Source organism: Flavobacterium pygoscelis (assembly GCF_023162025.1).
Taxonomy (GTDB): domain Bacteria; phylum Bacteroidota; class Bacteroidia; order Flavobacteriales; family Flavobacteriaceae; genus Flavobacterium; species Flavobacterium pygoscelis.
On the sequence record NZ_JALNUB010000002.1, the window covers coordinates 279773 to 293172 of the forward strand.

Sequence of the window (13400 nt, forward strand, 5' to 3'; positions counted from 1 at the left end):
TAATTTTAAAAGAAACGGCTATGCCAGCTATCAATTGCAGGAACTTCCCATGATTCATTAAATTCTTCGATATTATTTACCAAATTATTAAATACAATAGTATTCTCTGTAACGGCTTTATCCTTTACCATTTTTTTGAAATCAATCAGTGGTTTATGAGCAATATGTTCCCCTAACTTAAAAGTAACATTCATTTTATCCAGTAAATCAACACCATATTTCTGTTCTAAACTCTGGATAAACTCTACTGAAGAATCAATAGAACAACCTGTAGCCGCCTGAACGTCTTGATTTACGGCAATTATAATAAATCGATTGTATTTTAATTGGTAAGATGATTCTAAACTCGTACCATGTGCTGCCCATTCTTCAAGAAAAGATTGTAAAGCTGTTTCTATTTCAGAAAATTCGGCATCCGAAAATTTTCTATTCGATTGATAAATCCAAATTTTAGATTCTTCGGGTAAATTTTCAAAAGGAACGTACATAATATTTATTTTTTATTGATTTTTAACAACTATTAAAATGCAGAGACAAGTCCAAATCCTACTTGTTTACCATCATAATAAGGTATAAATACTGTTTTTTTATTCGTATTATTTTTTTTTGAAGACAACAAATTATTTACTGTAGGATACAACCAATAGGCTGCTTTTGTACTCAATATACCAATCCCTGCTCCAGCAACTACATCGGTAAGCCAATGTTTATTATTATACATTCTAAATGCTCCAGTACCTGCTGCTACTAAATATCCGGATATACCATACCATATTGAGGTGTCCTTATATTCTTGATACAACAACTCAGCACCCATAAAAGCAGTTGCTGTATGTCCTGAAGGAAAAGAATTCATACTTGAACCATCAGGTCTTTCAACCTTAAAAGTATGTTTAAAACTATTAACCGCTATTCCCATAATTAAATAAGAGGTAGCCAAAATTATCGTTTTATCTCTAAAGTTATTTTTTCCTTTGATTCCAAAAGCATCTAAAGCATATACAGAAGCCAATGGTACATATTGTGAAAAATCATCAATAGTAAACTTTTTATCAATGTCTTCTCGAACCTCTTCTCTAATTTGAGAATTAAAAGATTCTAATTGATCATTACCAATTCCTATAATTCCATAGCCTATTAAAACTGATGGAATAATTAGCTGCTTTACTTTAAAATGCAGTTGTTTATTTGTTTTTAAATCAAGACTATCCTGTGTATTAAACCTATCAATAGTTTGAGCATGTATACTAAAACTAATTAGCATTATTATGAAATATAGTATGCCTTTATAAACCATAATACAATCTAATAAAAGTTAGTCTTATTACTTACAAATCCTGTGCATTAGCAATCAACTCAGCAATATCCATTACTTTTACATCACCTTCTTTTTCTTTAACCTTAATACCATCAGTCATCATCGTATTACAAAAAGGGCAACCTGTGGCAATTATTTCTGATTGTGTTTCTAAGGCATCTTCTGTTCTTTCGACATTTATTTCTTTGTTACCAGGTTCTGCGTCTTTAAACATCTGAGCTCCACCTGCACCACAGCATAATCCATTAGCTTTAGAACGTTTCATCTCTACTAACTCAGCATCTAGCTTAAGAATTAAATCTCTTGGAGCTTCGTATACTTTATTTGCTCTTCCCAAATAACAAGGGTCATGAAAAGTAATACGTTTTCCTTTAAACTGTCCGCCTTCAATAGTAAGTCTTCCATCATCTAGTAAAGATTTTAGAAATTCTGTATGATGAACTACTTCATATACACCACCTAATTCTGGGTATTCATTTTTTAGAGTATTGAAACAATGTGGGCAAGCAGTAACAATTTTTTTTGCTTCATATGCATTTAAAACCTCGATATTCATCATGGCTTGCATTTGAAATAGAAATTCATTTCCAGCTCTTTTAGCTGGATCTCCAGTACAACTTTCTTCAGTACCTAAAACTGCAAAAGAAATATTAGCGCGGTTTAAAATACGAACAAATGCTTTGGTTATTTTTTTGGCTCTATCATCAAAACTTCCGGAACAACCCACCCAAAATAAAACTTCTGGTTGTTTACCCTGAGCTAACATTTCGGCCATTGTTGGCACTATTAAATTCTCTGACATAACGTTGTTTTTTTCAAATGGTTAAAATGTAATTTTAACTTTATTTAGTATTACTAATTTACTTTCGATTAATTTTCATTTTTCCAATTCAATCTGTCTTGCTGATTGTATTGCCATGGTGCACCATTATTCTCAACATTTGTCATCATTGCATTCAAAGGCATAGGTGCTGCAGATTGCTCCATAACTAAATAACGTCTCATGTCCATTATTATAGAAAGAGGACTTATGTTTACTGGACATTCCTCAACACATGCATTACATGAAGTACAAGCCCAAAGCTCTTCAGGAGAAATATAATCGTTTAATAATGATTTATTGTCTGGCACAAAAACTCCTTTGTTGTCGTCTATATTTTTTCCTACTTCTACAAGTCTGTCTCTTGTATCCATCATAATTTTTCGAGGAGAAAGTTTTTTTCCTGTAATATTAGCTGGACAAACAGAGGTACATCTACCACATTCTGTACAGGTGTAAGCATTTAGTAATTGAACCCAGTTTAAATCTTGAACATCACTTGCTCCAAATTTACTTGGCGTTGCATTTTCATCAACAGGTGCTGCTGCAAATGGATCTGCATTAGGGTCCATCATTAATTTTACTTCCTTAGTTACTGATTCTAAATTATCAAACTGTCCTAAAGGTTTTAGATTGGCAAAATAGGTATTAGGGAATGCTAAAAGAATATGTAAGTGTTTAGAGAAATACAAATAGTTCATAAAAATCAAGATTCCTGTAATGTGTAACCACCAGAAAATCTCAGTCATTAGCATCACTGATTCATTAGAAACTCCGTTAAATATAGGAGCAATAAATTGACTTACAGGAAAAGAACCTGCTTTAATAAAGTGAGAAAAACCACCTGGTACATTTTGTAAATGCAAATCTGAGGCATTCATCAATAAAAATAAAGTCATTAAAACGACTTCAAAATATAAGATATAATTACCATCACTTTTTGGCCAACCCTTTAAATCAGAGCTAATGAATCTTTTTAATTTAATAACATTTCTTCTAATCCAAAAAACAGAAACAGCAACTAATACTAAAACTGCTAAAATTTCAAAAGAAGCGATTAGAACATTATAAGTAGTTCCTAAAAACGCGAAAATACGATGTGTTCCAAAAAGGCCATCAATTATAATTTCTAATAATTCAATATTAATAATTATAAAACCTAAATAAACTATAATATGTAGTATTCCTGCAACTGGTCTTTTAACCATTTTAGACTGACCTAAAGCAATCATAGCCATATTAGTCCATCTTGCTTTTGGATTATCAGATCGATTTACATCAGTACCAAGATTGATGTTTCTTCGTATCTTTTGAACACTCCTGAAAAAATAACCAAATCCAATAATTAAAAGGATTGCAAATAAAATATTGTCTAAATAACTCATAATTACTAATTTTTTACAGTAGATACAGAGTCCTTTTCAGGAGCCACATAAGGTTTATTTTTCTTTCCAAAAACAGATATATTAACGTAACGTGTTGGGTTAAGTCGTACATCTTGTAATAATAATTCTAGTTCTTTTGTTGAAGTTTTAATATTTTGATAAAAAGCTTCATCGTTTAGTAATTTACCCATAGAACCTTTTCCAGATTCTAACCCAGTAACAATACCATCTACTTTTGCTAAAGTTGTATTTAGATTTTGTACTGTTTTACCTAAATCTGCTTTATTAAGAGAGGAAGATATTTTAGAAAAATCATCACTTATTTTACTAAAGTTAGTAACAACTCCGTTTATTTGAGTTTTATTAGTATCTAATAAACCATTTACACTTTTTGAAGCAATATGAAATTGTTCTATGGTTTTGCTCAATTCAGCTAGCGTAAGTTTTAAATCTTGTTGCCCTTTTTGGTCTAAAACATTATTAAGTCCAGAAATTAATTTTTCAGTACTACCTAATAATTTCTCAAGCTTTTCTTGTAGTGGCGCTAATTGATCTCCTACTTTATCAGTAAGACCCATTTTCACACCTGCTCGTAACTTTTGTCCATCAACTGCTAAAGTTTTATCAGCAAAGTTCGGGATTATTGCAATTTGTTTTCCACCAATAAAACCGGGCTCATAAATAGATGCCACACTCGATTGAGAGATTGGGAAATCAGTTTTTAACTGTAATTCTACCAACAAAGCACCTGTGTTTTCATTAATAGTAATACTACTTACTTTACCCACGACTAAACCATTTAAAGTAACTGGAGCAGAGGTAGCCAAACCTTCTACACTTTTATATTCAACATAAAAAGTTTTGTAATTAGTAAATAGGTCTCTTCCTTTAAGGAAACTGTAGCCCCAAATAAATAATAATATAGATGCTATAACTAAAATAGCTGTTTTAATTTCTCGTGTTATTTTCAAAATTTAAGTATTTTTTACAAATTTAATATAAAATATTTGACTTGTTACTATTATTTAAGCGCTTCTTCAAGACTAATATTTTTTCCGTCTTTGAATACAATTATATACGCTGAAGAATAGCCTTTGGATTGCACTTCTTTCAAATTCTTTTTGGCTTCACTGTAATCTGATGTGGCTCCATAGGAATATTTATAAAAGCTTGCGTTAGTAGATCTTACCGATACGTTTTTTAATCCTTTAAAGTTTGACGGAACTAATTTAAGATTTTGTTTTCCCGTCGCAAACTGAACTTTAAAGAGAATGCCATCATCTTCAACCTTTAGTTTTTTTTTATTATTGGTCTCCTCAAGAACACTATTTTTTGCTTTTTCTTTTGTTGATGTAACATTTCCTTTTTTGTATTTACTTTGTTCCATGTTTTTATTGTAACCAGAACCAAAATATTCTTTTTTATAGGAAATAATTGCAGTAGCAATAGCTTTGGCCATATTTTCCTGACCCGCAGCAGAATTAAGATAGATTCCTTCTTTTTTATTAGATAAAAAGCCTAATTCGATCAATACACTTGGCATATAAGCAGCGTCTAAAACCCATAAAGGAGTTTGTTTTATACCTCTTGATTTACGATTCAGTTGATTTATAAAATTATTTTCGATCTTAGAGGCCAATTGAATACTTCGATCTAAGAAATCCTCTTGTAACATCTTTAATCCTATAAGCGTTTCGGGTTTTTTGGGATCAAATCCTTTATAAGTTTGCTTATAGTTTTTCTCAAACAATATTACAGAATTCTCTTGTTTAGCAATTTCTAGATTCCCCTGACTTCTGGCTAACCCCATAACAAAAGTTTCAGTACCATAAGGGATGGGATTTTTTACTGAATTACAATGTATAGATACAAATAAATTGGCATGAAGCGTATTTGCTTTTCTGGGTCTATCTACTAATTCGATAAAAACATCTGTTTTTCTGGTATGAATTACATCGATGTCTTTTTCTTTTTTAAGATATTTTTCTAATTTCAATGCAGTTTTTAGAGCAATTTCTTTTTCTATAAATCCATTATAGGAATTTCCTGGATCTTTACCACCATGTCCCGCATCTAGAATAACAACAAATTTAGTATTTGATTGAGAAAAAATGGATAAAGAAAAAAGTAAAAATAGGATTATATATAAGAATTTAATCTTTCTAATTAACTTCAAAATAGTAGTATGTTTGATTAAAATTTGAATTTATTATTTTAAAATGTAATTATTTAATAGCGTCCTGAACATTAATCTTTTCACCATTTTTATAAGCAATTAAAAATGCAGTATTATATCCTTTTCTTTTAGCTTCTTGCAAATCTTGTTTGGCTTCATTATAATCTGTTGTTTCGCCATACATGTATTTGTAAACATTATTTTCAAAACTAACTGAAATATTTTTTAAGCCATTAAAATTACTCGGACTTAACTCAACCTTTTTAATAGTAGCAGAAAGTTGAACTTTAAAAATAGGTTTCCCATTATCTTCAACCGGTTTTTTAGTCAATATTGGTTCTTCTGATGGAGTCGTAATTTTTGGCCTTACTGGAGTATTATCAGGAATTGGTTTTTCATTTATTTTTTGAGAAGGCAATTCTCCTGTTATTTCTATTTCTCCGTTCCCATAATATTCTTTCTTATAGCTTACAATCGCATCAGCAATGGCTTTAGCAATTTCATTTTGGCCTTCTTCTGAGTTCAATAAATTTCCTTCAATAGTATTAGAAATAAACCCAGTTTCTATCAATACTCTCGGCATGTATGCTTTATGAAGAACCATAAAAGGAGCTTGCTTTACACCTCCACCTCTTATTTTTTTTCCTAAATCAGCAAACGCATCTTCAATTTTACTGGCCAATGAAATACTATTATCAAGGTATTCTTCTTGCATCAAAGTCATTCCGATCATGGTTTCAGGAGAATTAGGATCAAACCCTTCATATTTTTGCTTATAATCTTTCTCTAAAGTGATTACAGAGTTCTCTTTTTGAGCCGCCGCAAGATTGGAAGCTACTTTACTTAAACCCATTACATAAGTCTCAGTTCCATCCGCAGCTGTATTTCTATTAGCATTACAGTGAATAGAAACAAAAATATTAGCGTTAAATCTATTGGCAATATTCGCTCTTTCGATCAAATCTATAAATACATCCGTTTTACGAGTGTAATTAATCTGCATTTGCGGAGTAGCTTCTAATATTTTTCCAACTTTTAAAACAATAGCAAGTGCAATATTTTTTTCAATACGTCCTTCATAGACAGCACCAAAATCATGTGCGCCATGACCTGCGTCTAAAGTAACTTTGAAAGTAGTAGATTGACTGAATACTGATGCCGAAATCACCATTAAAATAAAAGTTACAATTATTTTAATTTTATATATTTTATGCATAAAGCTATAAGTTAATTTAATTAAAAGACTTCTGTCATAAATTTATTTGACTATTTTTGACGAATAATAATATGTAATTCTGAGAATTCAAAAAACAAGCCAGAAATTACAAAAATAGCATTTAAACCTTTGTATACAAACTTATTTAATATCGTTTTACTATCATTTTTCCTGTCATTAGGTTCTGGTAAATTATACGCACAAGATATAATCAAAAAAAACACAGCTATACCTGCTAGTAAACAGACAGATAGCACTAAAAAAACAGTTAGTACTGCTCAAAATCCTTTACTAACTACTAAAAAAGAAAATGACACGATCAAAAAAGATACTGTTTTAGCTAAAAAGCCCTTTTTAGACGGGAAAGTAAAGTACAAAGCTGAAAAATATGCAAAAATAGATCAAAAGAAAAAACTGATCACTTTATATGATAATGCCGAATTATATTATCAGGACATCGAGTTAAAATCGGGAATAATAGTAATGGACTATGAAAAAAATGAGGTTTATGCCGGTAGAATAAAAGATTCTACAGGTAAATATACTCAGTTTCCAAATTTTAAGCAAGGTGCCAATGTTATTGAACCTGATTCTATTCGTTTTAATTTCAAAACTAAAAAAGCATTAATTTGGAATTCTAGATCAGAACAAGGGGAATTTAGAATTAAAGCTGCAGTCACAAAAAAAGAAAATGACTCTGTTTATTTCTTAAAAGGCGCACGATTTACTACCTCAAAAGACATTGATAATCCAGAATATTATTTCCAAACTAATAAAGTTAAATTTATTCCAGGAAAAAAAGTAGTCACGGGATTAACTAATATGGTAATTGCAAATGTTCCAACGCCCATTGCTTTACCTTTTGCTTTTTTTCCTATGAGCAAAGAAACCAGTATTTCTGGTCTTATATTACCTAGTTACAATGACTCTAATCAAAGGGGTTTTTCACTTCAAAATTTAGGTTATTATTTTGCTTTAAGTGATAATTATGACTTAACGGTTTTAGGAGATTACTATACCAATGGAAGTTATGGAATGCGATTTGAATCCAGTTATGCAAAAAGATATAATTTTAGAGGGAACGTAAATGTTCGATTTGAAAATTTAATTACTAGCGAAAGAGGGTATCCAGATTATTTGAAACAGAATATTTATAACATTCAATGGTCACACTCTAAAGATTCTAAATCTAGCCCTAACTCAAGTTTTTCTGCTTCTGTAAATCTTGGGAGTAGTAAATATTTTAAGCAATCGATCAATCAGGTCAATATTGGTTCCAATTTAAATAATACATTAAGTTCATCAGTTTCTTATTCTAAAACGTTTAATTCTGTTCCGCAAGTGAGAATGTCATTGACTGCAACACATTCACAAAACACGCAAACAGAAGAAATCAATATGACTTTACCAACTTTACAGTTGAGTGTTGATCGAATATATCCTTTTGTGGGAAAAGATGGTCTTAAAAAAGGCTTCTTTAAAAACATTAATTTACAATACAACTTAAACGGTCGTAATAGCATTGTAACTACAGACTCATTATTCTTTAAACCTCAAATGTTTAGAGACGCAAAAATTGGATTTCAACACAGCATTCCATTAAGCACTAACTTTAAAATATTCAAGTATTTTAGTGCTTCAACCGCTGTAAATTACGAGGAAATTTGGTATACAAAAACTATAGAAAAAAGTTATGATACCGATCAAAGCAAAGTAGTTGACAAAATCGTTAATGGTTTTGATGCCTTTAGAACCTATTCTTTTTCATCAAGTGTAGGAACAACAATTTATGGTACTTTTAATTTTGGTCAAGACAAAAGAATAAAGTCGATACGACACGTCATGAGACCATCTGTATCGTATGGTTACACACCGAGTTTCGAAAAATATTACGACACTTATTCTTCGGATGCTAGTGGTAGAATGGACAAACAATATTCTAGATTTGAAAATGGAATTTTTGGTGCTCCTGGTTTGAATAATTCTCAGAATATAGGTTTTGATTTAAGCAATACTTTTGAAGCCAAAGTAACTGATCGAGATAGCACTAAAACAGAGCCTAAGAAAATTATGTTACTGAACAACTTAAATCTTTCTACAAGTTACAATCTAAATGCAGACGGAGTTACCACTCTTGCTCTTGCTCCGGTTCGTGTAAGCGGTGGAACGCAGTTGTTTGAGAACAAAATGAATGTGAATTTTGGCGCCACATTAGATCCTTATGCTATTGACAACTCCGGTAAAAGAATCAATAAATTTAATATTGATAACGGAGGAAGTCTTTTTAGAATGACAAGTTCTAATATGACTATAAACTACTCTCTTTCGAGTAGCGGAAAAGAAGATAAAAACAAAGAAAAGAATACCCAAAGTCAACGAAATGGTGGTCGAGAAGATGATTTATTTGGTACCAATAAAGATTTAGGCGACACTAGAAAAAGTCAGTTTAATGATGAAGACAGTGATGTTGTAGATAAAATTTCAGAATTTTTCAACTCCAAATTGCCTTGGGACATGACTTTTGCTTATTCATTAACCTATGGAAATAACAATCGCGAAAATAAAATTATAGGAAATTCGATTATGATTTCTGCCAATGCAGATATAACTCCAAAATGGAAAGCAGGCGTATCTACTGGTTATGATTTTGTACAAAATGGAGTAACTTTTACACAACTTCGTTTTGAGAGAGATTTGCTAAGTTGGAGAATGGACTTTAACTGGTCTCCTTTTGGAAATAATGCAAATTGGGGCTTTTTCATCGGAATAAAATCTGGTGTGTTGAGCGACATCAAATGGGATAAAAGAAGCGTTATTAATCGATAAAAAGTAAGTTTATTAAATTTAGCAACGCTCAATTGTAGTATTAAAAACAAGAAAAAACATGAAAAAAATTATTTTTACAGAGAATGCTCCTGCGCCAATTGGCCCATACAGTCAAGCTGTTTTAAAAGGAAATACACTATATACTTCAGGACAAATCGCAATAAATCCAGCAACTGGAACATTAATTACGGAAACAATTGAAAGCGAAACAGAACAAGTAATGCAAAACATGAAATCTGTTTTGACTGCTGCAGGAATGACCTTTGAAAACGTGGTCAAAACTACGATATTCATTATGGACATGAATGATTTCGCAAAAATAAATGAAGTATATGGTTCTTACTTTAATGAAAAAACGGCTCCAGCCCGTGAAACAGTTCAAGTAGCTTGTTTGCCCAAAAATGTAAATGTAGAAATCTCAATGATAGCCATTTTATAAGACAATTAAAGAGAAATAGAGATTCCAACATCCAAATATAAGTAGGATGTTGGATTTTTTTTTACTTATTTATTAGTTACATGATAAGCAATTAGTCCATCTATTGGTCTACGCAATACATTCCCTAATTTCAACTCATATTTATCAAAAGTTTCTTGTAATTCCTCCTTTAAATAGAAAGCAATAGAACCTACAAAATGTACTGGTACTTCTTTACAATTATCATATTGCTTAATATAATTTTTGACAAAAGATTTCATTCCTTTAAAGATAATTTTTCTACAAAATTCCGTGTCTTTATTTTGAATTAAAAACTTAGCGTAAGTTGCAAGATAAGCATTAGGATTAGCCTCTTTGTACAATTTACTTTTTACAGCATCTGCATTCAAATCATATTCTTTTTCAAATTTAAGAGCGAGTTCCAAAGGCATTTTATTAAAATAATATTTTCGGATCAATTCTTTTCCAAAAACATTACCACTGCAATCATCCATTACAATATACCCTAAAGATTGTACTTTTTGATGTAATTCTTTACCGTCAAAATAACTACAGTTTGATCCTGTACCTAGAATACTTACAATTGCTTTTTCGCCCTTGGGAGTTGTCGCGTATACGGCTGCATAAGTATCCTCTTCAACAGATATAATCGCATTTGTAAAATATTCTTTAAAAATTTGTGACAACATAAGCTTCATACGTTCGGTGCCACAACCAGCGCCATAAAAAAACAAATGAGTAGCTTCTTTTTTGTTTTGTAAAATATCAAAACGATCATTTAACCGATCAATAATTTCATTGCCTTCAAGTATTTCTGGATTTAATCCTAAAGTTTGAGTTGTAAACAATACTTTACCCTCTTCGTTTATTGCAATCCAATCGGCTTTGGTAGAGCCACTATCAACTATTAATCTCATCTTGTGTTGTTTTTTATTTTGTGGTTTGGGTTAGAATTTAGTCATTTACTACTGATCAAAAATAGGTAATGATAAAAAATAAAATCCCGTTAAAAATAAAGATAACGGGATTTGTAAATATATATAATTATTTTAGACCTGCAATATGAACAGAAAGATCAATTAGTTTACTGGAATAGCCATATTCATTATCGTACCAAGATATAATTTTGAAAAAAGTGCTATTCAATCCAATACCAGCATTAGCATCTACAATAGAAGTTCTAGGATCGGATACAAAATCTTGTGACACCACTAAATCTTCAGTAAAGCCTAATACACCTTTCATTGTTGTTTCAGAAGCTGTTTTCAATACTGCCATTATTTCTTCATAAGAAGTTTCTTTAGCAACTTTTACAGTTAAATCTACCACCGAAACATCCGTTGTAGGAACTCTAAAAGCCATGCCTGTTAACTTACCATTTAATTCTGGAATCACTTTACCAACTGCTTTTGCGGCTCCAGTAGAAGATGGAATTATGTTACAAGAAGCAGCGCGACCCCCTCTCCAATCTTTTTTTGAAGGTCCGTCTGTTGTCATTTGAGTCGAAGTAGTTGCATGAACTGTTGTCATCAAAGCCTCTACTATACCAAAATTATCATTAATAACTTTTGCCAAAGGTGCTAAACAGTTTGTCGTACAAGAAGCATTAGAAACAATAGCATCTGTTGCAAGCGCTTTTTCGTGGTTTACTCCCATAACGAACATCGGAGCATCTGAAGATGGTGCAGAAATAACAACTTTTTTTGCTCCACCAACAATATGTGTATTAGCGGTTTCTAATGTGGTAAAAAAACCGGTACATTCAGCAACAACATCAACAGCCACTTCATCCCATTTTAAGTCAGCAGGATTCTTCTCTGCAGTCACACGAATGTGTTTATCATTGACAAATAATTTACCTTCTTTTACTTCTACTTTTCCTGCAAAACGACCGTGAACGGAATCATATTTTAATAAGTATGCTAAATGATCTACATCTAATAAGTCATTGATAGCTACTACTTCTACATTATCTCTATTATAAGTTTCTCTAAAAACAATTCTTCCAATTCTTCCAAACCCGTTTATTCCTAATTTTACTTTTGACATTTTACTTTAATTTTTAGTTTATTTATTAACCCAACATAAAGTCTAATTTCCTCACAATAAACTTTAACAAATCTGGTAGACATAGTGTCTAAAATTTTATGAATTCTCCTTATTCTATTGCACTTAATTTTAAAATCTAATTTCTCACTATAGATTTTAAAAACACTAGGTAGACATGATATCTGAAACCCTCAATAATTCTCTATCTATTTCTGTTTTCCCTTTAATTGCTTGATCTAAAGGAGTAAGTGAAATTTTATCACATTGCAAACCAACCATATAACTTTCTTTCCCTTCTATTAAGGATTCTACTGCTTTTACGCCTAATCTACTGGCTAAAACTCTATCAAAACATGATGGTGAACCACCGCGTTGCATGTGTCCTAAAACAGAAACTCTTACATCATATTCGGGTAAATTGGCTTCAACATAATCTTTTAGTTCGAATACGTTTTTTCCTATTTTATCTCCTTCTGCAATCACTACTATACTTGATGATTTGCCAGATGCTTTACTTTTTTGTAGCGATTCTAACAGACGTTCCAATCCTAAATCTTCTTCAGGAATAAGAATTTCTTCAGCTCCTGCTCCTATTCCTGCATTTAGGGCCAAATGTCCTGCATCTCTACCCATTACTTCGACGAAAAACAAACGATTGTGCGAACTTGCTGTATCTCTTATTTTATCAATAACTTCTATCACTGTATTCAGTGCAGTATCATATCCAAGGGTGTGGCTAGTGCCAAAAATATCATTGTCAATAGTACCAGGAATCCCCATTATTGGAAAATTAAATTCAGTACTAAATAATAATCCTCCAGTAAATGTTCCATCACCACCAATTACCACTAAGGCATCTATTCCTGCTTTTACAAGGTTTTCATGTGCTTTTTTTCTTCCTTCGGGAGTTTTAAATTCGTTTGAACGAGCTGATTTTAATATAGTCCCCCCTTTATTGACAATGTTATTTACACTTCTAGGTCCCATATCTTTAAAATCACCTTCGATCATTCCTTGATATCCTCTATAAATTCCTATACATTCTATGTTGTGATAGGCACATGTTCGAACAACGGAACGAATCGCAGCATTCATCCCTGGTGCGTCACCTCCTGAGGTTAGAACACCAATTTTTTTTATTGTTTTTGGCATTATTTAATGTATTAAAATG

General features: G+C 31.5%; 12 protein-coding genes. 2 read left to right on the forward strand and 10 right to left on the reverse strand.

Annotated features, from left to right (window positions below; all coding sequences use genetic code 11):
- Positions 1-5: 5 nt before the first annotated feature.
- From MW871_RS03450 to MW871_RS03480, 7 genes are all read right to left on the reverse strand, one after another.
- Complete coding sequence (locus tag MW871_RS03450; protein WP_188050367.1) at positions 6-488, reverse strand: ABC transporter ATPase; 483 nt, start codon at positions 486-488, stop codon at positions 6-8.
- A 32-nt stretch (positions 489-520) separates the two neighbouring features.
- Positions 521-1264 (reverse strand): phosphatase PAP2 family protein, encoded by a 744-nt coding sequence (locus MW871_RS03455; RefSeq protein ID WP_248427567.1) that lies wholly within the window; start codon positions 1262-1264, stop codon positions 521-523.
- Between the two features lie 64 nt (positions 1265-1328).
- The gene (locus MW871_RS03460) at positions 1329-2120 is read right to left on the reverse strand and encodes a (Fe-S)-binding protein (protein ID WP_188050365.1); all 792 of its coding nucleotides are present in this window, start codon (positions 2118-2120) and stop codon (positions 1329-1331) included.
- Between the two features lie 68 nt (positions 2121-2188).
- Positions 2189-3523, reverse strand: a complete 1335-nt coding sequence (locus MW871_RS03465) for a 4Fe-4S dicluster domain-containing protein (protein WP_248427568.1) — start codon at positions 3521-3523, stop codon at positions 2189-2191.
- A 5-nt stretch (positions 3524-3528) separates the two neighbouring features.
- Complete coding sequence (locus MW871_RS03470) at positions 3529-4494, reverse strand: MlaD family protein (RefSeq protein WP_248427569.1); 966 nt, start codon at positions 4492-4494, stop codon at positions 3529-3531.
- Positions 4495-4544: 50 nt separating this feature from the next.
- Entirely contained in the window at positions 4545-5699 is a 1155-nt protein-coding gene (locus tag MW871_RS03475; protein WP_248427570.1) for an N-acetylmuramoyl-L-alanine amidase family protein, read from the reverse strand.
- A 49-nt stretch (positions 5700-5748) separates the two neighbouring features.
- Positions 5749-6915 (reverse strand): N-acetylmuramoyl-L-alanine amidase family protein, encoded by a 1167-nt coding sequence (locus MW871_RS03480; protein WP_210646245.1) that lies wholly within the window; start codon positions 6913-6915, stop codon positions 5749-5751.
- 129 nt (positions 6916-7044) lie between these two features.
- On the opposite strand from MW871_RS03480, the gene MW871_RS03485 reads away from it, so the two are divergent.
- On the forward strand, positions 7045-9741 hold the full coding sequence (locus tag MW871_RS03485) for a putative LPS assembly protein LptD (RefSeq protein WP_236023933.1): 2697 nt from the start codon (positions 7045-7047) through the stop codon (positions 9739-9741).
- Between the two features lie 58 nt (positions 9742-9799).
- Positions 9800-10180, forward strand: a complete 381-nt coding sequence (locus MW871_RS03490) for a RidA family protein (protein WP_248427571.1) — start codon at positions 9800-9802, stop codon at positions 10178-10180.
- Between the two features lie 65 nt (positions 10181-10245).
- Here the strand turns inward: MW871_RS03490 and MW871_RS03495 are convergent, their stop codons facing one another.
- From MW871_RS03495 to pfkA, 3 genes are all read right to left on the reverse strand, one after another.
- On the reverse strand, positions 10246-11097 hold the full coding sequence (locus tag MW871_RS03495) for an N-acetylglucosamine kinase (protein WP_188050360.1): 852 nt from the start codon (positions 11095-11097) through the stop codon (positions 10246-10248).
- Positions 11098-11224: 127 nt separating this feature from the next.
- Positions 11225-12229, reverse strand: coding sequence for a type I glyceraldehyde-3-phosphate dehydrogenase (gap, locus tag MW871_RS03500; protein ID WP_248427572.1), 1005 nt, complete (start codon positions 12227-12229; stop codon positions 11225-11227).
- Positions 12230-12394: 165 nt separating this feature from the next.
- Entirely contained in the window at positions 12395-13381 is a 987-nt protein-coding gene (gene pfkA / locus MW871_RS03505) for a 6-phosphofructokinase (protein WP_188050358.1), read from the reverse strand.
- Positions 13382-13400 lie beyond the last annotated feature (19 nt).

Excerpts from the sequence above, each read along its gene's own strand:
- MW871_RS03450 (WP_188050367.1), bottom strand. The coding sequence starts at position 488 with ATGTACGTTCCTTTTGAAAATTTACCCGAAGAATCTAAAATTTGGATT.
- MW871_RS03455 (WP_248427567.1), bottom strand. The coding sequence starts at position 1,264 with ATGCTAATTAGTTTTAGTATACATGCTCAAACTATTGATAGGTTTAAT.
- MW871_RS03460 (WP_188050365.1), bottom strand. The coding sequence starts at position 2,120 with ATGTCAGAGAATTTAATAGTGCCAACAATGGCCGAAATGTTAGCTCAG.
- MW871_RS03465 (WP_248427568.1), bottom strand. The coding sequence starts at position 3,523 with ATGAGTTATTTAGACAATATTTTATTTGCAATCCTTTTAATTATTGGA.
- MW871_RS03480 (WP_210646245.1), bottom strand. The coding sequence starts at position 6,915 with ATGCATAAAATATATAAAATTAAAATAATTGTAACTTTTATTTTAATG.
- MW871_RS03490 (WP_248427571.1), top strand. The coding sequence starts at position 9,800 with ATGAAAAAAATTATTTTTACAGAGAATGCTCCTGCGCCAATTGGCCCA.
- MW871_RS03495 (WP_188050360.1), bottom strand. The coding sequence starts at position 11,097 with ATGAGATTAATAGTTGATAGTGGCTCTACCAAAGCCGATTGGATTGCA.
- gap (WP_248427572.1), bottom strand. The coding sequence starts at position 12,229 with ATGTCAAAAGTAAAATTAGGAATAAACGGGTTTGGAAGAATTGGAAGA.
- pfkA (WP_188050358.1), bottom strand. The coding sequence starts at position 13,381 with ATGCCAAAAACAATAAAAAAAATTGGTGTTCTAACCTCAGGAGGTGAC.